Origin of the sequence: Tsukamurella sp. 8F (assembly GCF_029167375.1) — a bacterium.
Classification (GTDB): Bacteria; Actinomycetota; Actinomycetes; order Mycobacteriales; family Mycobacteriaceae; genus Tsukamurella.
Map to the genome: position 1 here is coordinate 1 of NZ_JARFTP010000015.1, position 19972 is coordinate 19972.

Below are 19972 nucleotides of genomic sequence, written 5' to 3' on the forward strand. Positions count from 1 at the left end.
CGCGCGCTGGCTGGGCCGCACGAACTTCGGCGCGGGCTCGCCCGCGCCGCCGCCACCGACGACCCCGCCGGGACCAGGCGCCGTGCGGACGGCTCCGCCGGTCGCACGCGGCATGTTGCCACCGGACTCGAGCGCCTCGATCCGCTGCAGCAGGGCACCCTGCGAATCCTCGGCGCCAGGCAACAACATCCGGGCGCACATGACCTCGAGCAGCAGCCGGGGCGACGTGGCGCCACGCATCTCCGCAAGCGACGCGTGCGTGACCTCGGCACACCGCGTGAGCGTCGCAAGACCGAGGCGGGACGCCTCGCCGCGCATCTGATCCAGAACGTCGACGGGTACGTCGATCAGCCCGCGGTCGGCCGCGTCGGGCACGGTGCCCAGCAGGATCAGATCACGCAGCCGCTCGAGCAGGTCTGTAGCGAACCGGCGGGGATCGTGCCCCGCCTCCATGACGGACTCGACTGCGCCGAACAGCGCGGCGCCGTCGCCCACGGCGAGGGCGTCGACCGCGGCATCGATGAGGGCGACGTCGGTGACGCCCAGCAGCCCGAGCGCCCGACGATACGTCACACCGTCCGAACCGGCGCCCGCGAGCAGCTGGTCCATGATCGACAGCGAGTCGCGTGGCGAGCCACCACCCGCGCGGATGACGAGGGGGTACACCGTCGGCTCGACGGCTACGCTCTCGGCCTCGCAGATCCGCTCCAGAAGGGGACGCATCACATTGGGTGCGAGCAGCCGGAACGGGTAGTGGTGCGTGCGGGAGCGAATGGTCGTGAGGACCTTCTCGGGCTCGGTGGTCGCGAAGATGAAGATGAGGTGCTCCGGCGGCTCCTCGACGATCTTCAGCAGCGCGTTGAACCCCTGCGGCGTGACCATGTGGGCCTCATCGACGATGAACACGCGGTAGCGCGACTCCGCGGGCGCGTAGAACGCGCGGTCACGCAGCTCGCGAGCATCATCCACGCCGCCGTGCGACGCCGCGTCCATCTCGGTGACGTCCAGGTTGCCCGGACCGCCCGGTGCGAGTGCCACGCACGACGAGCACGCCCCGCACGGCGTGGACGTAGGGCCCTGCTCGCAGTTGAGCGAACGCGCCAGGATTCGCGCCGACGACGTCTTGCCGCACCCGCGCGGTCCGCTGAACAGGTACGCGTGGTTGATCCGGCCCGAGTCCAGCGCCGTCGACAGCGGCTCGGTCACGTGCTCCTGCCCCACGACCTCGGCGAAGGTCGCGGGCCGATACTTGCGGTATAGGGCCACGCGCCAAGGCTACCGGTGCCCTACGACACCTTAGGTCGCACCCGCGGTGCCGTCGTCCGGCGATACAGTGACGCAGTGACCGAGCGCGCCCGGCCCTACCACCACGGCTCCCTGCGGGCCGACGTGATCGCCGCGGCCGTGGCCGAGGTGGAGGCCGTCGGCGCGGCGGCGGTCAGCATGCGGGAGATCGCGCGCCGCGCCGGTGTCTCGCACGCGGCACCCGTGCACCATTTCGGCGACAAGGCAGGGCTTTTCACCGCGATCGCGATCGAGGGCTTCCGGCGCAACCGTGACGCGACGGCGGCCGCCGTCGAGGGCCCTCGCGGTTTCCTCGCGGGCGGCGCTGCCTACGTCGAGTTCGCCCTCGCCAACCCAGGCCACTTCGAGGTGATGTTCCGGCCGGCGCTCTACCGCGCCGACGACCCCGACCTCGTCGAAGCCCGCGACGCCGCGTACGCGGTGCTCGAGGCCAGCGGCGCGCAGGCCGCCGCCGAGGCCGGCATCGACGATGCCTACGGAGTCGTCCTCGCAGGGTGGTCACTAGCACACGGCGTGGCGACTCTGCTGCTCACGGGGAATCTGGACGACCGACTCCCGACGGAGACCGCGGAGATCATGGAGCACCTCGGCAGAGGGATGACGGGGTTGGGGTATCTGATCGGGCAGATCGCCGAGGACTGAGCCGAAACTTTCCATTGACTAGATCGCCGACGGTCGCCTAATCTTGTCGGCGACAAGATCACTCCGCTGAAGGGCGCGCCATGGCATCCGACACCATCACCGTCCCGGAGACCCTGCGCTATCGCGACGGCCGGTACCGGATGGAACGCGCGAACGGCAGACCCCTCCCGACACTGCGGTCCCGACGAGTCCTCACCCGTACCCTGCGTGCGATCCACCGCCCCTGGTTCGCTGTATGGATGCCCCGCGGCGTCGCCGAGATCACGACGCGCGGAAGGGTATCCGGCCTCCCTCGCCGCACCTTCGTTCGCGCCTACCGCCACGGGCAGACCGTCTACCTGGTGTCGATCACCGGGGAGCACGCGCTGTGGCTGCGGAACCTGCGCGCCGACCCCGCGACCGCTCTCCGGATGCGTCACTTCGAGACGGAAGGCCGTGCACGAGACGTCACCGATGCGGAGCGAGCCATCGCCGAACGCTACTTCTGTGGCCGCACAATGCCTTTCGACTACGTCGAGAACCTCTTCCACCGCACCGGGGTCCCGTCGCGCCGCAGGATCGCCGAGTTGCACCGCGCATGGCTCGAGGGCGGGACCGTACTGGTCGTGGACATCTCATCGTGACCGCGGCGAGCATCCGGTTCGACACCCGCATCAACCACCTGCGGGACATGCAGTTGTCACCGTGGGCGGACGTGGGCGATCCCCTCGCCGAGGCCGCGGTAGCCGTCGCGCGCGATCGGGGCGGCGACGGGGACCTGCTCGCCCGCGTGGAGCGCTTGGCCGACGCCGGCGAGCCCGCATGCCGGTCGCTACTCGCAAGCGTCGAGAACCCGCCCTCCTGGGTCGATCTCGACCGCATCGCCATCGGAGCGGACATGGCGCTGCGCCACTTCCCGCAGTACACGCTCGCCGTCGGGTACGGGGCGTTGATGACGACCTTCAGCTCGCCCGATGCCGCGTACATCCTCAGCAGTACGGGACGTTTCGAGGAGGATGCCGCGCGCCGACTGCAGCGGAGTTCGGCACTGTTCTTCGGCGTGCTGGACGCCGCGGGGCTCGCGACCCACGGCACCGCCTGGGCCGCGTGCATGCGGGTGCGTCTCATCCACTCCGCCGTCCGGCTGCACATGACGGCGCACGGGCAGTGGCCGTTTCCCGGAAAACCCGTGAGCGCGTTGCAGACATCGGCTGGACCCCTGTTCTTCGGGGCGATGATGCTGGACCGGCTACGCCGGCTCGGCGCGCGCATCACACCCGACGAGGCCGACGGCTTCTACCTCCTGTGGCGCTACGTGACCTGGCTGCTGGGCGTCCCCGACGAGCTCCTCGGCGAGACCGCGGAAGAGCAGGCGGCCCTCGACGCGCGCATCCTGCCGTTCACGTTCGCACCCGATGACAACTCGCGGCGCCTGGCCCGGATCGCGCTGGACGGGATGCTCGGCATGCCGGGCGCGGACCGCCTCCCGCGCAGCGTGCACGAGACGATCGCCGCGTTCATGCTCGGTCCCGACCGCGCGCGCCAGATGGGCCTGCCTGCGCACCGGTGGGGGGTGATCGGCGTCCGGTGCCTCGCTTCGGCGATGAAGGGTTACGGTGCGGCCCAGCGGATTCCCGCCGTTGCGCGAGCCACGGGCCGCTCCGGGCGCCGACTCCTCCTCTAGAGGATCAGCCCCGCACTCTCGTCCCGCGCGCCCGGCCGGAGTCCGAGAGCGCGAGCCACAGACCGCTGAACACCGTGGTGGCGACGAAGATCCATACGTACACGCCGGAGTAGAGCACGCGCAGCACCCCCGGCGGCTCGTACCGCAGGAAGATACCGATGCCGTAGACCTCGTGCACCCAGTCGACGTCGCGCGGCGAGATACCCGGGTAGTACGTCACCCAGATGTACGACGCCGCCACCAGCACGAGGGGCGGGACGATGAACAGAACCCGGCGGGCCGGGTTCCGGGTCGTCAGGGCCGGCGTGAGCAGCATGACCAGCAGCGGCACGAACCACACCCAGTGATGCCCCCACGAGAACGGCGACACAGCCGTCATCGTCAGGCCGGCCAGGCAGATACTCAGCAGGACCTGCCCGCGGGCGTGCGCCCACGCCGCGACGCCCAGCCCGAGGGCCGCCGCCGGGACGGCGAGGGCGAGCCACAGGGTGGTCGACGTGTGCGCCGAGCCGCCGAGGTAGGCGGTGAGCCCGTTGATGGACTGGTTGGAGACCTCGTTTGGCTGCCCCACACGGTTGGCGTCGAGGAACGTCCCGGTCCAGTAGGTCCACGAGTCCCTGCCGATCACGACGAACCCGACGGCGACGGTGCCGGCCAGCGCGGCCAGCGCGTTGCGTACCGCCCGCCACTGGCGCGTGACCATCAGGTAGGCGATGAAGAACAGTGGCGTCAACTTGATCCCGGCCGTGACGCCCACACTGAAGCCCTTCCAACGGGCGCCGTCGGGCCGGCTCAGGTCCCACAGCAACAGCAGCATCAGGAAGACGTTGATCTGCCCGTACCAGAGCGTCGTGCGGACGGGTTCGAGGCACGTGACCACGAGGACCAGGCACACAGACACCCACCACACGCGCCAGTCGCGCCGAAAGCCCATGAGCCGGAAAGCGATCAGGATGCAGGCGAGCAGGGCCAAGAGCACCAGCGAGCTCCACACCCAGCGCATCACGCCCGGTGACATCCACGACAGCGGCACGAACATCACCGCTGAGAACGGCGTGTACGTGAACGGAAGCGAGTCGTTCATCAGCGGACCCGCGTACAAGCCCTGGGTATGGTGCGTCACGATGTAGCCGCCGAGCCGGTAGACCTGCGCGTCGACCTGATTGTGCATGAGGCCCCACATCGGCGCGGACCACGGGATCCGGACGATCTGTTGCCAGACGGCTACCGCGGCCGCGGCCGTGAAGAGGGCGAGTACTCCCCAGTGACGGGGGAAACTCCGACTGGGGCCACCCGCCACCCCGACCTCCTATATGAGAGCTACTGCCGCAGAAGCTTCTCGGCAGAAGCCAACAGTACACAGGTCGCGAAGCCGTCCATCGCGGTCTCCAGCTCCGGCAGCGACGGAAGCGTCGGCGCGAGGCGGATGTTGCGGTCGTGAGGATCCTGGCCGAGCGGGAAGGCCGCTCCGGCACCGGTCAAGGCGATGCCGGCGTCCTTAGCGAGGTCGACGCTGCGCGCTGCCGTCCCGTCCAACACGTCGACGCTGATGAAGTAGCCACCCTTGGGCTCGGTCCAGGAGGCGACCTTCGGCCCGCCGAGCCGGTCCTCGAGGATCTCGAGGACTCGCGCGAACTTCGGCGCGATCAGGTCGCGATGCCGGCGCATGTGTGCGCGAACCCCGTCGGCGTCGCCGAAGAAGCGGGCATGCCGCAGCTGGTTCACCTTGTCGGGGCCGATCGACGTGAAGCCCACATGCCTGCCGTACCAGTCGAGGTTGTCCGACGACGATGCCAGGAACGAGACCCCCGCACCCGCGAAGGTGATCTTCGACGTGGACGCGAGCACATACGGTCGGTTCGGGTTGCCCGCCTCACGCGCCATGCCCAGGATGTCGTGGCTGGGCGGTGCGTCGCCCTCGATCGGGTGCACCGCATACGCGTCGTCCCAGAACAGCCGGAAATCGGGTGCAGCGGTCGGCATCGACGCGAGCTCACGCGCGACCTCCTCCGAGAACACCGCGCCCGTCGGATTCGAGAATTTGGGCACGGCCCACAGCCCCTTGACCGTCGGGTCGTCGGCGACCAGGTGTTTGACGACCTCCATATCGGGGCCGTCGGGACGCATGGGGACCGTGACCATCTCGATGCCGAGGTGCTCGCAGACCGCGAAGTGCCGGTCATAGCCCGGAGCGGGGCACAGGAACGTGACCTTCTCCTCCTGCGTCCAGGGGCGGACGCCGTCGACCGTGCCGTGTAGCAACCCGAAGCTGATCAGGCGGTACATGATCTCGAGGCTCGCGTTGTTCTGCGCCCAGATGTTCTCCGTAGGGATGCCGAGCAACTCACCGAAGATCTGCCGCAGATCGGGGAGGCCGGCCACGCCGCCGTAGTTGCGGGTGTCGGTGCCGTCCGCGGCGCGGTAGTCGTCCCTGCCCGGCAGGCTCAGAAGCTCGTTGGACAGGTCCAACTGCTCGGGTGACGGCTTGCCACGAGTCAGATCGAGCTTCAACCCCGCCTGCTTGAGCTTCTCGTACCGGGTGGTGAGGTCGGCGTGGACCTCGGCTAGTTCGGACGGGCTCAGGGAGACGTAGGTGCTCACGGCGCATGCCTTCTGGGTCGGGGTGTGCACAAACAAAAGGGGACTCCGCGCACCCGCCAGAGCCCGTTGACCCTTGCTGCGTTCCCGCCCTAGGGGAGTTCACAGGATGGACGCCGCGCGGAGTCCGTGGCCGACTATACCTGCCATCGCCCGCCCGGCGCGGGCGCGGTCTCCGTTTTGGGGACCAGCACTCCATTGGCTAGTATCGCCCACGGAGGATTCGCCTAGTGGCCTATGGCGCTCGCCTGGAACGCGGGTTGGGTTAATAGCCCTCAGGGGTTCGAATCCCCTATCCTCCGCAGATCAGGGGCGGTTTCCGAGCAGGTCGGGAGCCGCCCCTGAGTCATTGTGTTCCCCCACTTCCCCATCACCCAAGGCAATAATATGGCTCGACCTGCGCGAACCTGGGGTCGAGATCAACTCTTGCGGGCGTCGTGGACGGGGTGAACATCGCCGCCGCACCGTTCACCACCACGCTGGTCGCGACGACGGCGATCGTAGGTTCATCGCCGTCAAGGTCGCCTTTGGTGTAGACCAAGGTCCCCGTGCGCGGTGAGAACCCTTTCCACCTGGTCGGCGGTCAGCACGTCGTCCAGTTTGAGTTCCGGGGTGGCGTGGTGCTTGCGCAGCGGCTCGAGCAGGCTCACCACGTGACGCAGGATGACGCCCTGCGGAGCAGGTCTGACCACACCGCCGTCCAACGGTCGGCATCGGATCGATGCAGGTGCGTGCCTACACGCCGTGGGAGGTCGAGCTGCTCGGCGCTATTCGCTCGCGGCCATCCCCGTGGTGAAGCGACGTTCCGATTGCCGTCGCGATCCGGCCGTGCCGAGCGAGAGGCATACCTCGAAGCTGACTGACGGCCTTGATCTGCCGCCTCCGCGCGAAGCCACATGGTGTCGCCACAGCGGTGTTACGGATCGGGATTCCGAGTCACGTTCCAAAACAAGCGATCTCGCTGCGAGTGCCGGAAGTGTGGTCTGTGTCGAGCGTGTGCTGTGGTCTTGGCCACGGTAGCGGGCGAGCTCAGGTGGCCCGCTGTTTCGTGACGTGACGGTCCAGCCCTGCAGAACAACGATCGCCACGCCCCCAGGCTGAGCCTGCGGTGTGATCGCGATGGTCGTCATGATCGGAGGGGTACTGCTGTGGTGGGTGGTGGTCGGCGTTCGAGGCTGCGGTGATCGAGTGGAGTGGTGTCGTAGAGCTGTGCGCTCGCCTTGATGATCAGGGGTCGAGCGCTGTGTCTGGGTTGCAGGTTGTCGTTGTGGTCGGGTGGGGTGATGTCGCGGAGGAGGTCGGTGATGTGCGGATGGACGTCGAGGCCGAGCGTGGAGCTGAGGATGTGATGCAGTCGCTGTGCTGCGAGGAGTGCTTCTGCACGCCGTCCGGACCGGATGAGTGTGTCGATCAGTGAGGACCAGATGCGTTCGTTGTACGGCTGCGCAAGGGCCAGTTCGGTCAGCCTGGTGGTGGCGTCTGCTGCCGTGACGTCGTTCCAGCCGATGTCGAGCATCTTGAGTTCTGCGTCGAGGGCGAGTTCGTGGACGCCTGCTCGGAAAGAGGTCGTGAAGGGTGTTGCGGGAAGGCCGGCAAGAATGTCGCCGGTGATCTCGGAGAGTGCGTGTCGGTACAGGTCGGCGGCCCCGGGGATGCTGCGACGGTATGCCCCCTCGGCTTGTGTGATGTAGGACCGGAACCGACCGATATCGGATTGGTTGGGGTCGAAATCGAATCGGTACCACCCTGTGCCTCCGGAGATCTCGGGTGCTCCGTCACCGGCTTCGGCGAGTGTTCGCCGTAGCTTGCTGATATACACCTGCAACGATCCGTCGGCGGACGTCGGGTGCCGGCCGGGACCCCACACGGCGTCGGCGATCGAGTGCACGGCGAATGTGTACCCGGGGCGCGAGATGAATAACGCGAGAATGGTCGATGCGTGACCCGAGCCCAGCTGCAGCGCGCCATCGCCGATATCGACTCCCACTCGCGTCAGTACTTTGAAGTTCAACTCCATTGAGCCCCCCGTCGTGTGACGCGCCATTCCACACAGCCCCCATCTGTGTCAACTTCGTGATCCTAACCTCAAGATTCTGCCGACAAGCCGCAATCCATCGATTGGCTGATCCTGTTCAGCGCAGGCATACGAGCAGCGGAACAACTGGCGGGCCGAGCAGCATCGCTAGGGGTCGGGATGGCCAGGATCGGACGGCCGTGTGACGGCGGTACCGAGACGCGCGGTAGGTCCGTCCCGGAAGGGCAGTGTCGACTGACCTGTGGCGTGCTGTGACGCGGTGAGCAGATGTCTGTTGCGGCATCGGCCGGGCGCACTACGTCCGGGCGCAAGGGACCGCGCCTTGCCCTGGAATTGCGGCCTGGCCGGGGCTGCGGCACAAGGGAGGGGCAGGCGGGTGCTAAGCGGGTGCCGCAACAGTGAAGCAGCACCCGGAATACGCCGGGTACATGGATCGAAAGGTGTTCGACAGATATGCGTAAGTCTCTGCTCTGTGTTGCGTCCGTCCTTGCGATCGGCGGTGCAGTCGCCGTCGCTCCCACGGCTTCGGCCGCTCCCAGCGGCTGGTTCTGCTCGGGGTACAGCCCGAGTGGCCACATGCGCAGCGAGTTCATCGCGTACGGGCAGGCCTACTCGAACTTCGAAGCCGCCAAACGCTTCCACGCCGACACTGGCGCACGGACCGTGTCGTGTGACAGCAGCTCCTACTAGCGACATGACCGCCACCGCCACAGGCTGGTTACCCGCCCCGGAAACCGGTGGAGGGCCGCGGTACCGGGACGGCCACCGCTGGAGCACTACTACACGCCCGCCGCTGTCCGATGCCGAGCGCGCGCACCGCTTGGCCGCCGCCGTGGCCTGGGAGAGCGCACACGGCGCGACCGTCGGGTGGATCACCCCGCACCTGGTTGAGCTGGACAGGCGGTCGCTCGCAGATCGCGCGGTGTACGCCCTGCTCGGGTTCTTCGGGCTCGTTGGATGGATGGTGCGGCAATCTCTCCGCACCGACAAGCACTGCTATCTCTGGGTCGATGAGGCCGGTCGATTCCGACGCGACCGGATATAGCTGCGACAAGGGACCGAGCCCGACCGAGCACGTACGGACGCGCGGCGCTGCCGGCCCAGCCGGTTCGACGGCTCCCGGCAGCAGGCACACACGCCGCGCCGCGTACCCACCGCCCGAACTCAGGCACAATGCGATTGCGCGCTAGTCGGCGGTATTCGGCGACGGTGGACGGTTCCGACGCGAGGCCGGCGGGCCACGCCTCGGCGACCCTCTAGTCACGACACGGCGTCATCGTGCGAGTCGTGACCAGAGGATCAGGGCAGTAGATTTGAGCTGAGAAATTTCTGAGATCTCAGCGAGTGGCGCAACTCCGTGACTGCGGATCAACGCACTAGCCATACCGTAACTGTTCGTGCCCACACTGAGACCCTTCTCCGACGGTCGCTTCTATCGGCTTCGGGCGACACGTCAGCGGGCTGCCGACTCTTCCCGCCTCGTCGCGGTGTCCGACACACCCGGTCGATCTGCCCGCCACACCCGGCCCGATGCGATCGGCGGCGTACTGGTGCCCGGCCACCGCGGCCCGGCCACCTCCACTGGGACGCTGGACCGCCGCCCGCCGTCACCGAACACTCACTCCGCGAAAGAGGACGCTACATGCGAGTTTCTCGACGCCTCATGCTCTGCTGCCTCCTCGCCGGGGTAGTCGCCTTACTCATCCAGTACGCGATCATTCCCTTCTACGCACCCCCCGGATTCGGGCTGTTCGCCAATGGCGGTGACTTCTGGGTGTATCGCCTCGGCGCCGAGCAGGTGTTGAAGGGCGACTCCCTGTACTCGCTCATTCCGCCTGGGGTCTCCTTCACGTATCCGCCCATGGCTGCAATACTTTTCGTCCCTTTGACGTTCGGGGCACCCGCCACGACCTCACTGATCTGGTTCCTGCTCAGTGTCGCAGCGCTCGGTTCGGTCGTGTGGCGCTGCTTCCGCGTGTGCGGCTACTCCCGCGACTGGAAGCTCGCCGTCGCATCCTTCGGCATCACGCTGGCATTCTTCGACCTGGAGGCGATCCGCGGCACGATCTGGCAGGGCCAGATCAACATCCTCATCATGGCGATCATCGTGTGGGACTTGACAAGACCGTCCGGAGCGCGTTTGCGTGGATGGTCTGTGGGAATCGCGGCCGGTATCAAGCTCACCGCGCTACTCTTCCTGCCCTACCTCGTCGTTACCCGGCAATGGCGTGCCGCTGCAACAGCCGCGATATCCGCGATCCTGACGGTCGGCATCGGCGCTGCACTGCTGCCGGCCGACTCCAGAGACTATTGGCTACACGATGTCGGGATGGTCAGTCGTATCGGTGATGTCACTCATCCAGCGAATCAATCGGTGAATGGCGTCCTAGCGAACCTATCGGCGCCGAGGGCAGTGCCTTTGGCGTTGTGGCTTGTGTGCGCGACGGTCGTTGTCGCGCTAGCACTCGCTGCCGCGGCGCGGTACAGAAACACCAGCCGCGAGACGTTCAGCATCGTCCTGGTCGGACTCGCAGCATGCGCCGCCACGCCGCTGGCGTGGAGCCACCACTGGGTGTGGTTCGCACCCGTGATCGTCCTACTGTTCATCCGCGCCCATACGTCGCCCGGACCTGCTAGGTGGCGATGGGGGATCGCAACAGTCGGTCTGGCAGTCGCGGCATCGATGTGGCTGACCGTTCTCATCTACGAGATCGTGAAGTCGATCGGGCAGGTCGGCGCGGCCGGCGCCGCCCCGGCGATGGACGCCGCCATCGAACAGATCCCGAGCTGGGCGCGGGCACTGACGTGCGGCGTTCCCGTCGTCGTCCTGATCTTCATCTGCTCAGCGGCACTGCTGATCGCCCGCAAGACAGAGCATGCGCGGCAGCAGCCGGCAGACAGCGCAGCGCCACCTGAACGCTAACCCGCGCTGGAGCGCATGGCGCACCTTCGGTGCTGCACCGGTCCACTGACACCGCCACCGCCGCAGGCCGATGTGCTGCTGACGTCGAGCACAGTAACGCGATGCCGAGACATGCCTATGAGTCGGAATCCCCTGTCCTCCGCCATTGAAACAGCTTGTGAGCTGGACGTACGGTCGCAGGCTGTTTCTATCGCGTCGATGTCCCGGCCCACGGAGTCATAGCCCCGCCGGGACCGTCTTGCCGTTCACGACGACCGTCAGCGCCCCGGTCTTGGTGTCGAAGGTGATCTTGCCGTGCTCGAAGGTGGTCACCCGGCGACTGCCGTCGACCGCCTCGTCGCTCGTAGGCACTCCCAGCGGACCGGCTGACCCGTTCTTGCCCTCAGCGTTCTTCACCGGGTTCCCGGCGGCGTCGCGCTCGACGTTCCATGCGTCGCGGATCCTGCCCCAGGTGATGTGGGCGGTCGTGGCGGGATCGCTGTTCTTCGCCGTGATCACACCTCCCTTGAACTGCTGGAAGATCACGCCGCTCTCGCGCGTGCCCGCATTGCGGTCCCCATCCAGCGGCGCGCCGAGGGCCTTCTTCTCGGCCGCAGTCGAGGCGCGGTACCTGGCGGCGATCGAGCCCTGGAGCGTCACCTGTGTGCCGTTGACCCCCTTGAGCGTCACCTTGCCGGCTGCCGCGCGCCCGGAGGCCGCCGCACCGCTGGAGGCAGACGCACCACCGGAGGCGGACGCACCACCGGAGGCGGACGCGGTGACCGAGGTGGTCGTGGCTGCGCTGGACGGCGCGGCGGCGCCCGACGCCGTCCCGACCGATGTCGCGGCAGGCGAAGACGTGGATCCCCCACCGGAATCGCCGCCACAGGCGGTGGCGAAGAGCGACACCGCGACCAGACCCGAGGCGACGGCAGCGGTACGACGATGTGCGGTGATCCTCATGAAGCTCCTTCTCGCTCCGGGCGTTCATGCCAGCGGAACGGCGGTCGGTCGACGATGTTCGTGACTCACGTCACGCGGTCGGCTTCCGACTGTAGCCGGTAGCGCGACTAGTCCTCCGCGCCGAGCCGGGCGACCACCCAGCGCGCGGTGTCCGGGCTCGACCGGATGGTCGAGTGGTCGACAGGCGCCGCGCCGGGGAATGCCCCGTCGTAGAGCACGTTGGTGACTCCCGGCTCTTCGATGAACGAACAGGTGGGGGCCGGCGTCGCGAACTGGTCGTGGCTGGTCGCGATCACCGAATAGGCGACACCGGGCTGGCTGAGGCGACCGGACTCGAAGATCCGCGCGAAAACTTTTGAGCCGGGCGCGATCTGGAGCGATCCGGCCGCGGCGGGCACGGCGCGGCCGAGGAGCGCCGGGATCGCGGGCACGGCGCGGAACACCGGGAACGGCTTCGCCGGCAGGCCCATCGCCCGCGCGAACCCGGCACCGTCACAGCGCGCGGTCTCCGGCGCGATGAACACCGCGCGGTCCACGTCGGGCGCACCGTGCAGAACCTTCAGATAGTAGTCCGCCACCACGCTGCCGGCGGAGTGCGCGACGAACGCGACCTTCGCCGCACCCGTCTGTTTCCGCACGTCAGCGATGTACGCGCCGAGGTCCGCCGCCGCGGCCGGCACATCGCCCGCCCAACGGTTGCCGTCGACCACACCCGCCTGGAAGACGAGCGCGCAGAAGCCCGCGCCCCGAAGCGCATCGGTCACGGCCTTCCACTGCCCCGCGGTCTCGCCGACGGTGCCGTCGCCGCCGGGGAGCACGACGACCGGCGCGGCGTTGTCCGCGCATTCCACCGGCGCCGCGACGACCTCGCCTCGATTCACCGCGGGCGGCCCGACGACCCATGCCCAAGCCAGCGCGGCGGCGAGCAGCAGCACGACTGCGCATACCGCTATCAGCACGTACTTACCGATCCTCCGAACCATGCGCACTCACTCCCCCTCCGCTGGACATCGATGCATCCCCCTTCGGAGAGCATACGAAGTACCCTCTCGTGCATGAGAGTAGCGAGGATGGCAGCCACGGTCGCCCTTGCCGCGCTGGTGGCGGCCCCGCTGGCGCCCGCCTCTGCGGCGCCGGGCGTCTCGGCGGCTCAGGCTGCGGCCGGGTTGGTGGACGTGCGGACCGCGGTGCCCGACGCGATCATCGACATGCGCTATGCGACGGCGCAGAACTTCGTGGGCGTGCAGCTGTACCCGACAGGCGCCCGCTGCCTCGTGAACCGATCCATGGCGTCGGGGCTGAAGACCGCGGCAGACGGCCTGCGGAAGCAGGGACGCAAGCTCGTGTTCTGGGACTGCTACCGCCCGCACTCGGTGCAGGTGCGCATGTTCCAGAAGGTGCCGAACCCGACGTTCGTCGCGAAGCCCGGCGACTACTCGCGTAGCCACGAGACCGGCCGCTCCGTAGACGCGACCCTCGCCGACTCGAACGGAAAGCTCATCGATATGGGAACCGGATTCGACGACTTCTCCGCGCGTGCAGGCGCTTTCGCGACGTCAGACGTGTCCGCCACGCAGCAGGCGAACCGCTCCGCGCTTCGCTCGGCGATGTCCGCGGGCGGCCTGAGCCCCTACTCCGGCGAGTGGTGGCACTTCGACGGACCGGGGGCAGGCGTCGACCGCCCGATCGTGGACGTACCCGTGACGTAGGCGTACCGGGTGCCTATCGGACGCTGACCTCGATCGAGCGCTCGACAGTCGGCTCCGTCACCTTCGAGGTGTCGACCTCGAGGATCTCGCCCGTATCCTGCATCCCGTTCGGGAGTGTCTTCTCCTTAAGCGTGAACGGCGGCTTCTCGGAGTCGAGGCCCGCGAGGCCGAAGTCACTGTCGTTCGAGATATACAGTGTCCTGCCGCCGTCCAGGGTCGCGACGCCCTCGATCTTGTCGTGGGCGTAGAACATGCCCCTGGGACTCAGGCGGTCCAGCAGCTTCCCGAGGTCCAGGGCGACGGTCTTCTTCACCACAGTGATGCCCGCCTGCTTCAGTTTCGCCTGCGCCGCAGCAGGATCCGTGACACCGACCATCGTCTCCAGCGCCTGACCGCCGACCTCGATCCCGGCGTTCGGCGAATACTGCCCGACCTTGGTGGAGGGCCCGATGTCGGTGGCTCCCGCGATGTCGACGCGGTAGATCACCTTGTTCGCACCAGGCGCGAGCTTGCCGTCCCGCTCGTCGACGAGGAACTCCGTCGGTGACACCGCCGTTATCTCGGAGACCGCCTTCCCGGTCTTCTGCGGATCGTCCAACAGGTAGCCGAATTCCCTGACCGCCTTGGTCTTCAGGTCCACCGTGACGATACGCGTCAGCGGCACGCTCTTCGCACTGCCGCCGAGACCGGGCGTCTTCAACGCCGACTGCATGATCCCGACGAGGGTGCCACCGTCGGGTGTGACCGTCAGGCCCTCCATGCCCTGGTTCGGGGTGCGCAGTGCCAGTTCGGCGGGAAGCCCTTTACCCGGCGAGAGCCTTTCCAGCTCTTTGCCGTTCGCGTCGAAGTGCACGAGATACGGCCCGTACTCGTCGGACACCCAGAATGTGCCGTCCTTCATCGCGACGAGTCCCTCGGGATCCAGCCCACGGACCGAGGTGGGCTGCGGGCGCCCGTCGAGGTCGACGATGGTCTCACCGGTCGCAGCGCCCGGATCGACCAGTCCGTTGAGCGGAGCACCGTCCGGGGCGGTCAGCTTGATCACCCGCTCGAGCGTTGCGGTTCCCCCGCCGAGCCGAAACCGCCCGATCTCCGGGGTGAAATCCGGTACGGGCTCGACCTTCTCGTCGTCCGAGCGGCCGTCTACGTTGGGCCCGCGGTCCGTGAGACCGTAGAATTCGCCGGGCGCGCCGGGCACAGGCGTGAGTGCGGATCCGTGCGCGCTCGCCTGGATCGTGGCGTTGCCCGCCTCGGCGAGCGGCGCGATGTCGGTCGAGAACAGGGCGACGCCAGGCGCCGTCGTCAGCTTCAGCTTCTCCGTCCCCGTGAAACCCCGGTCGGGCATGTAGCGCACGCCGCCTCCGGCAACGGACTCGACTGTGCCGTGTTCCGGCTTCGCGATCTGCGTGACGGCGCCGCCCTTACCCGCATCGAAGAGTTGCGCGGCCGAGATGTTCAGCAACGTGTCCTTGCCGGTCTTCAACTTCAGCGGCTCGTCCTTGGGGCCGGAGGAGTTTCCGCAGGCGGCCAGCAGGAGGGTGCCGGCGACGACGGCGGGCAGGGCTCGGATCAACGTCTTCACGCCCACGTGCATAGCAGAATCAAGTGTCCCCGCGCCGTCGGGAAGGTGAAGTTCCTGGCGATTCGCGTCTTGCACCCCCGCCACTGTGCCAAGGTGAGGAGTCTGCGTCCAGCAACGGGAGAGCACACATGCGCACAGGACTCCGCAACGCCACAGTCACCCTGCTCGCGATGGTCGGAGTGCTTGTGCTGCTCGCCTCGCCCGCATGGGCCGCAACGCCCGTGCTCGTCGTCCCCGGGACGGGAACCAAGGATCCGAGCTCCTCTCCGAATTACGAGCAGAACGCGATCGACTACTACGTCGAGCCCAGCGACGCATGCACCGATTGCACGGCGATACCGGTGCCGTATACAGCCGAATTCTTCCCGTTCCCGTTCGCCGGCTGGGGCGGGCTCGAGGGCGCGAAGTGGAACGACTCCGTCGCCGACGGTGTCTCGAGCCTCGACTCCGTCTATTCCGCCACCCACGTCGCCGGCGACCCGCTCGTGATCTTCGGGTACTCGCAGGGTGCGACCGTCGCGTCGTATTACAAGGAGCAGCTCGCCGCAGACGGCGGTGTCCCTGACGGCACATCCTTCGTACTCATCGCGAACCCGAACCGACCCAACGGCGGGCTGTTCGAACGCCTCGCGGCGCTCGGTACGGTCCCGATCCTCGACGCGACGTTCGGCAGGTCGACACCCACCGACACATCGGGCACCGTGAACACCACGGACGTCGCTTTCCAGTACGACGGCGTCGCCGACTTCCCGACCTACCCGGGTAACCTCCTCGCGACCGCCAACGCCATCGCGGGCTTCTGGTACATCCACGGTGAGTACCTCGCGCCGCGGGGAACAGACACTCCCGACCAGACGCCCTACGGTTACACACCCGCCGAGGTCTCGGCAGCGGTCGAGGCCGCATCGGCGTCGTGTACAGCCGCGACGTACTGCCGCGTCGAGGGCGATACCCGCTACATCACGTTGCCCGCACGCACCCTGCCGATCATGCAGCCTCTCCTCGACCTCGGCACCTCCACCGGGACGTCTGCCGCCATCGTGCCCATCGTCGACCTGCTCTCGCCGGTCGCGCGCGTTCTCATCGAGACCGGCTACGACCGCTCGTCCTACTCGACTCCCACTCCCGCGCAGGCACTCCCGGCGGTCGACCCGATCGCCCTCGGCGTGGGCCTCGCCGGCGCCACCGTCCAGGGCGTAACGGACGCTGCATCGGACCTGGGTGTGGGCCCGCGCTCGGCCGGATCCACCACGCCCGCCGCCGACGGTGGCCCCGCCCAGTCCGTCACGGCTGCCGGTGCGGCCACCGCGCGGGGTGCGCAGCAGGCCGGGTCCGCGGGCCCCACGGCGGGGACGTCCGCCGCGAGCGCGGGTACCTCGAACGCGACCACCGAGGCGTCGACCACCAAGGCGTCGGGCACTGCGGCGGCGAGGACTGCGGCGGCGGTGAGTGCGGGCGCGTCCGAGGAGTCCGGCACGGCCAAGGACGCGGGCGCACAAGCCGCTAAGGATGCGGTCGGCTCCGCTGCCGGGACTGCGGGCTCCATCGGGTCCGCGGTTCGCAACGCCGTCAACGACGCGGTGGGCGCGACCACGGGCCATGGCGAGACGACGACGGGCTCGAATACAGCGGGATCGGACACGTCGGGTTCGCACTCACCGTCCGGGTCGGACGGGGCCTCGGGTGCGGAAGGCGGATCCACACGAACGGACGCGACCGCGCACTGACGAGACTCCGCGGCCCGCGGCACCGGCCCGACTCAGCGGGGCCGCGCAGACGACATCGCGGGCGCCTGGGCGCCACCAGGCCGCGGCGTGAAGCCCTGGCCCTGCTGTCCGCCCGATGGCGCAGCAGACGTGGGCGCACCCGATGTCGGGACGCCCGGGCAGGGGGTGTGCGCCGTGACCGGCCCGTTCCCGTTCGCGTCGATACAGTCACTCTGCGTCGCGGTGGTCCGCGACGTGGTCGTGGTCATCGCCCCCGTGGCCTGCGGGCTGGTCCACGGCGTCGTGGTAGTGGCCTCGGGCTGGGGCGCCTGCTCCTGGGTGGTGGTCTCGGCCCCGCCCGTGTCCCCGGATTCGGTGGTCTCGGCCTCGGTACCCTCCGCCACCGTCGTGGTAGGCACAGCGCTGCTGCGCGGCGCCTTCGAGACGGACGGCGTAGACGGCAACGATGCCGATGAAACCTGCGGCGGGGTCACCGTGAGGGAGGAGATCGACGATCCGCCGTCGCCCCCATTGCTGCATGCGGCAAGGGTCACGGCGGCGCCGACTGCGAGCGCAGCGCGGAGCAGGTGGGTCCTGGTCATGCGGCTAGCGTAGTGAACGACCGGCGGGCGGTCGGCGCATATCCACGCGATCGGATGCGCGGCAGGACCTTGCGGGGCGGTCCAACGCCCGAACGCGGGAGAACATCGGGTTTTTCGGACATCAGTCCGGGGCTATCGGATTGCCTTCTTCGTCCCAGTGCTCGGCGACCTTGCGGCTCGGCTGTACACGCGGCGGCTCGCCAGGCATCTTCGGATGGTCGGGCGGGAAGTTCAACTCGACGGGATGCTCGTGCCACAGGGCCAGAAGCGGCTCAAGCGAGAAGGATCGGTCGTCTATTCCCTCCCAGGGGTCGCCGTCGGCGAGCCGCTCGGGCACGGTGAACAGGTTGAGCGCGTGCGGATCCCGCACGCCGGACAGCTCGTCCCACGACATCGGCGTCGACACCGGGGCACCCGCCACCGCGCGTAGCGACCAGGCGGCCGCGATGGTGCGATCGCGGCAGTTCTGGTTGTAGTCCACGAAGATCCGCTCGCCGCGCTCCTCCTTCCACCACGCCGTGGTGACGCCGTCGTCGCGCTTCTCGAGCTCCCGCCCGAACGCGATCGCCGCGTGCCGCACGTCCAGGAACTCCCACCGCGGCTCGATCCGCACGTAGATGTGGACGCCGCGGTTGCCGGAGGTCTTGCAGTAGCCTCGCATTCCGAGATCGGACAGCAGCTCGCGCGCGACGCCCGCGACCCGCACGACATCCGAGAATCCCGTTCCGGGTTGGGGATCCAGATCGATGCGCAGCTCATCCGGGCGGTCGACGTCGGGAATCCGGACAGGCCAGGGGTGGAAGACGATGGTGCCCATCTGCGCGCACCAGACCAGCACCGCGACCTCGGAGGGGCACAGCTCGTCGGCGGTGCGGCCGGAGGGGAACGTGATCCGCGCCGTTCGCGCGTAGTCGGGGGCACCCTTCATCACCCGCTTCTGGTAGAAGCCGTCCGCGTCCTTGTCGAAAGGCCCCTGCGCGAGCCGCATCCCCGGATGTACCCCGCCTGGCCAGCGCTCCAGCGCCGTAGGCCGGTCCCGTAGCACGCGCAACATCGGCTGCCCCAGCGACGCAACGTATTCGGCGACCATCAGCTTGGTCACCGCGGGCGTGGTATCGGTCGCGGGATAGATCACGCGGTCGGGGCTGGACACCCGGACGGCACGCTCCCCCTCGGGGCCTGGGACGACCACCTCTGCCGCCGGAGCCTTGGCCATCAGATCCCCTCCGTGAGCACGTCGTCGAGATCGTACGTGACGGGCACCTCGAGCTGCTCGTAGCCACAGCTAGCGGGGTCGCGCTCAGGACGCCAGCGGCGGAATTTCGCGGTATGCCGCAGCCGCATTCCCTCCATCTGGTCGTAGTCGAACTCCACCACCAGCTCCGGACGCACCGGTACCCACTCCCCGGTCTTCTCAGGTGAGCTCCAACGATTCGGTTCCCCCGCCATGGATTCCGCGGTCCGCATGGGTTCGAGCAGCTCGAAGTACTCGGCGCGCTTGGCAGCGGTGAACGCACCGATCCCGCCGATGGGTAACAGCTGTTCGTCACGGTAGAGGCCGAGCAACATGGACCCTATGGCTCGGGGCTGCGACTTGTGCGGGCGGTACCCGAGCACGACACCCTCGGCGGTCCGAGCATGCTTGACCTTCACCATCTCTCGTTTTCCGGGCAGATAGGCGCCGTCGAGCGGCTTCGAGACGACACCGTCGAGGCCCGCACCCTCGAACCGAGAGAACCAGTCCTCCGCGAGCTGCGGATCCTCGGTGACGCGACTGATCCGGCACGTACCCGTGCCGGCGTACGCGGTCGTCAGCACCTCCCGGCGGCGGCGGAACGGCTGCACCATCAGGTCGACGTCGCCCATCGCGAGCGCGTCGAAGCCGATGAACATGGCCGGTGTCTCCTCGGACAGCCTCCGGATCCGCGACTCTGCGGGGTGGATACGCTGTGACAGGCTCTCCCAGTCCAGCCGCTTGCGCCCCTCCCGCCGCACGGGTACGGCGATCTCACCGTCGAGCACGCACCGCACAGGAAGCTCCTCCAGCGCCGCAGCCACGACCTCGGGGAAGTAGCGGCCGAGCTCCTTGCCGCTACGTGAGCCGATATAGACCTCGTCCCCGTCGCGGAATATCAAGGCGCGGAAGCCGTCCCACTTCGGTTCGTGCGAGTAGCCCGCTGGCACGGCCTTCGCAGGCTTGGCGAGCATCGGTTCGACGGGCGGCGAGACGGGCAGGTCCACGCTGCCACCATAGCGCCGATACGG

General features: G+C 68.2%; 19 protein-coding genes, 1 tRNA gene and 1 other RNA gene. 9 read left to right on the forward strand and 12 right to left on the reverse strand.

Features of this window, described 5'->3' with window-relative positions; translation table 11 throughout:
* Window positions 1–1266, reverse strand: a 1266-nt coding sequence (locus P0W64_RS12950; RefSeq protein ID WP_275480544.1) for a DNA polymerase III subunit gamma and tau, incomplete at its 3' end; no start/stop codon positions are given.
* A 75-nt stretch (window positions 1267–1341) separates the two neighbouring features.
* Here P0W64_RS12950 and P0W64_RS12955 point away from each other — a divergent pair.
* The 3 genes from P0W64_RS12955 (at window position 1342) to P0W64_RS12965 (ending at window position 3610) form a co-directional block, all read left to right on the forward strand.
* A complete protein-coding gene (locus P0W64_RS12955) occupies window positions 1342–1947 on the forward strand; it encodes a TetR/AcrR family transcriptional regulator (RefSeq protein ID WP_275480545.1) in 606 nt (201 codons plus the stop codon).
* An 80-nt stretch (window positions 1948–2027) separates the two neighbouring features.
* Window positions 2028–2570 (forward strand): nitroreductase family deazaflavin-dependent oxidoreductase, encoded by a 543-nt coding sequence (locus P0W64_RS12960; protein WP_275480546.1) that lies wholly within the window; start codon window positions 2028–2030, stop codon window positions 2568–2570.
* A complete protein-coding gene (locus tag P0W64_RS12965) occupies window positions 2567–3610 on the forward strand; it encodes an oxygenase MpaB family protein (RefSeq protein ID WP_275480547.1) in 1044 nt (347 codons plus the stop codon). Before P0W64_RS12960 ends, P0W64_RS12965 begins: the two co-directional genes overlap by 4 nt.
* Before the next feature lie 4 nt (window positions 3611–3614).
* Here P0W64_RS12965 and P0W64_RS12970 read toward each other — a convergent pair whose 3' ends face one another.
* The 3 genes from P0W64_RS12970 to ffs all read right to left on the reverse strand — a co-directional run bounded on the left by P0W64_RS12970 (window position 3615) and on the right by ffs (window position 6340).
* Window positions 3615–4910 (reverse strand): glycosyltransferase 87 family protein, encoded by a 1296-nt coding sequence (locus P0W64_RS12970; protein ID WP_275480548.1) that lies wholly within the window; start codon window positions 4908–4910, stop codon window positions 3615–3617.
* Window positions 4911–4930: 20 nt separating this feature from the next.
* Window positions 4931–6193 (reverse strand): aminotransferase class I/II-fold pyridoxal phosphate-dependent enzyme, encoded by a 1263-nt coding sequence (locus P0W64_RS12975; protein ID WP_275480643.1) that lies wholly within the window; start codon window positions 6191–6193, stop codon window positions 4931–4933.
* A 52-nt stretch (window positions 6194–6245) separates the two neighbouring features.
* An RNA gene (gene ffs / locus P0W64_RS12980) (signal recognition particle sRNA small type) lies at window positions 6246–6340 on the reverse strand.
* 84 nt (window positions 6341–6424) lie between these two features.
* On the opposite strand from ffs, the gene P0W64_RS12985 reads away from it, so the two are divergent.
* Window positions 6425–6510: transfer RNA gene (locus tag P0W64_RS12985), tRNA-Ser, on the forward strand.
* A gap of 213 nt (window positions 6511–6723) precedes the next feature.
* Here the strand turns inward: P0W64_RS12985 and P0W64_RS12990 are convergent.
* Together P0W64_RS12990 and P0W64_RS12995 are read right to left on the reverse strand one after the other, a co-directional pair.
* A complete protein-coding gene (locus tag P0W64_RS12990) occupies window positions 6724–6900 on the reverse strand; it encodes a hypothetical protein (RefSeq protein ID WP_275480549.1) in 177 nt (58 codons plus the stop codon).
* A 434-nt stretch (window positions 6901–7334) separates the two neighbouring features.
* Window positions 7335–8225 carry a BTAD domain-containing putative transcriptional regulator gene (locus P0W64_RS12995; RefSeq protein ID WP_275480550.1) on the reverse strand — a complete coding sequence of 297 codons (891 nt, stop codon included), beginning with the start codon at window positions 8223–8225 and terminating at the stop codon, window positions 7335–7337.
* Window positions 8226–8696: 471 nt separating this feature from the next.
* Between P0W64_RS12995 and P0W64_RS13000 the strand changes: the two genes are divergently transcribed.
* The 3 genes from P0W64_RS13000 to P0W64_RS13010 all read left to right on the forward strand — a co-directional run bounded on the left by P0W64_RS13000 (window position 8697) and on the right by P0W64_RS13010 (window position 11166).
* Window positions 8697–8933 (forward strand): hypothetical protein, encoded by a 237-nt coding sequence (locus P0W64_RS13000; RefSeq protein ID WP_275480551.1) that lies wholly within the window; start codon window positions 8697–8699, stop codon window positions 8931–8933.
* 4 nt (window positions 8934–8937) lie between these two features.
* On the forward strand, window positions 8938–9288 hold the full coding sequence (locus tag P0W64_RS13005; protein WP_275480552.1) for a hypothetical protein: 351 nt from the start codon (window positions 8938–8940) through the stop codon (window positions 9286–9288).
* Between the two features lie 597 nt (window positions 9289–9885).
* On the forward strand, window positions 9886–11166 hold the full coding sequence (locus tag P0W64_RS13010) for a glycosyltransferase 87 family protein (protein ID WP_275480553.1): 1281 nt from the start codon (window positions 9886–9888) through the stop codon (window positions 11164–11166).
* A gap of 216 nt (window positions 11167–11382) precedes the next feature.
* On the opposite strand, the gene P0W64_RS13015 is transcribed toward P0W64_RS13010, so the two are convergent.
* Window positions 11383–12108, reverse strand: a complete 726-nt coding sequence (locus P0W64_RS13015; protein WP_275480554.1) for a hypothetical protein — start codon at window positions 12106–12108, stop codon at window positions 11383–11385.
* 107 nt (window positions 12109–12215) lie between these two features.
* Window positions 12216–13091, reverse strand: coding sequence for a hypothetical protein (locus P0W64_RS13020; RefSeq protein WP_275480555.1), 876 nt, complete (start codon window positions 13089–13091; stop codon window positions 12216–12218).
* A 72-nt stretch (window positions 13092–13163) separates the two neighbouring features.
* Between P0W64_RS13020 and P0W64_RS13025 the strand changes: the two genes are divergently transcribed.
* Entirely contained in the window at window positions 13164–13817 is a 654-nt protein-coding gene (locus P0W64_RS13025; RefSeq protein WP_275480556.1) for a M15 family metallopeptidase, read from the forward strand.
* Window positions 13818–13830: 13 nt separating this feature from the next.
* Here P0W64_RS13025 and P0W64_RS13030 read toward each other — a convergent pair whose 3' ends face one another.
* The gene (locus P0W64_RS13030) at window positions 13831–15399 is read right to left on the reverse strand and encodes an esterase-like activity of phytase family protein (RefSeq protein WP_275480557.1); all 1569 of its coding nucleotides are present in this window, start codon (window positions 15397–15399) and stop codon (window positions 13831–13833) included.
* Between the two features lie 128 nt (window positions 15400–15527).
* Here P0W64_RS13030 and P0W64_RS13035 point away from each other — a divergent pair, with 128 nt between their 5' ends.
* A complete protein-coding gene (locus P0W64_RS13035) occupies window positions 15528–17126 on the forward strand; it encodes a PE-PPE domain-containing protein (RefSeq protein WP_275480558.1) in 1599 nt (532 codons plus the stop codon).
* A 32-nt stretch (window positions 17127–17158) separates the two neighbouring features.
* Here P0W64_RS13035 and P0W64_RS13040 read toward each other — a convergent pair whose 3' ends face one another.
* The 3 genes from P0W64_RS13040 to P0W64_RS13050 all read right to left on the reverse strand — a co-directional run bounded on the left by P0W64_RS13040 (window position 17159) and on the right by P0W64_RS13050 (window position 19948).
* A complete protein-coding gene (locus tag P0W64_RS13040) occupies window positions 17159–17707 on the reverse strand; it encodes a hypothetical protein (protein WP_275480559.1) in 549 nt (182 codons plus the stop codon).
* A gap of 121 nt (window positions 17708–17828) precedes the next feature.
* The gene (locus P0W64_RS13045) at window positions 17829–18923 is read right to left on the reverse strand and encodes a DNA polymerase domain-containing protein (RefSeq protein ID WP_275480560.1); all 1095 of its coding nucleotides are present in this window, start codon (window positions 18921–18923) and stop codon (window positions 17829–17831) included.
* Window positions 18923–19948, reverse strand: a complete 1026-nt coding sequence (locus tag P0W64_RS13050; RefSeq protein WP_275480561.1) for an ATP-dependent DNA ligase — start codon at window positions 19946–19948, stop codon at window positions 18923–18925. The genes P0W64_RS13045 and P0W64_RS13050 overlap by 1 nt, the downstream gene beginning before the upstream one ends.
* Between the last annotated feature and the right edge of the window lie 24 nt (window positions 19949–19972).

Bases quoted from the DNA above. Each gene is read 5' to 3' on its own strand.
- P0W64_RS13025 (WP_275480556.1), top strand. From the start codon at position 13,164: ATGAGAGTAGCGAGGATGGCAGCCACGGTCGCCCTTGCCGCGCTGGTG.
- P0W64_RS12995 (WP_275480550.1), bottom strand. From the start codon at position 8,225: ATGGAGTTGAACTTCAAAGTACTGACGCGAGTGGGAGTCGATATCGGC.
- P0W64_RS13015 (WP_275480554.1), bottom strand. From the start codon at position 12,108: ATGAGGATCACCGCACATCGTCGTACCGCTGCCGTCGCCTCGGGTCTG.
- P0W64_RS12960 (WP_275480546.1), top strand. From the start codon at position 2,028: ATGGCATCCGACACCATCACCGTCCCGGAGACCCTGCGCTATCGCGAC.
- P0W64_RS13000 (WP_275480551.1), top strand. From the start codon at position 8,697: ATGCGTAAGTCTCTGCTCTGTGTTGCGTCCGTCCTTGCGATCGGCGGT.
- P0W64_RS13010 (WP_275480553.1), top strand. From the start codon at position 9,886: ATGCGAGTTTCTCGACGCCTCATGCTCTGCTGCCTCCTCGCCGGGGTA.
- P0W64_RS13040 (WP_275480559.1), bottom strand. From the start codon at position 17,707: ATGACCAGGACCCACCTGCTCCGCGCTGCGCTCGCAGTCGGCGCCGCC.
- P0W64_RS13035 (WP_275480558.1), top strand. From the start codon at position 15,528: ATGCGCACAGGACTCCGCAACGCCACAGTCACCCTGCTCGCGATGGTC.
- P0W64_RS13045 (WP_275480560.1), bottom strand. From the start codon at position 18,923: ATGGCCAAGGCTCCGGCGGCAGAGGTGGTCGTCCCAGGCCCCGAGGGG.
- P0W64_RS13005 (WP_275480552.1), top strand. From the start codon at position 8,938: ATGACCGCCACCGCCACAGGCTGGTTACCCGCCCCGGAAACCGGTGGA.
- P0W64_RS13020 (WP_275480555.1), bottom strand. From the start codon at position 13,091: ATGGTTCGGAGGATCGGTAAGTACGTGCTGATAGCGGTATGCGCAGTC.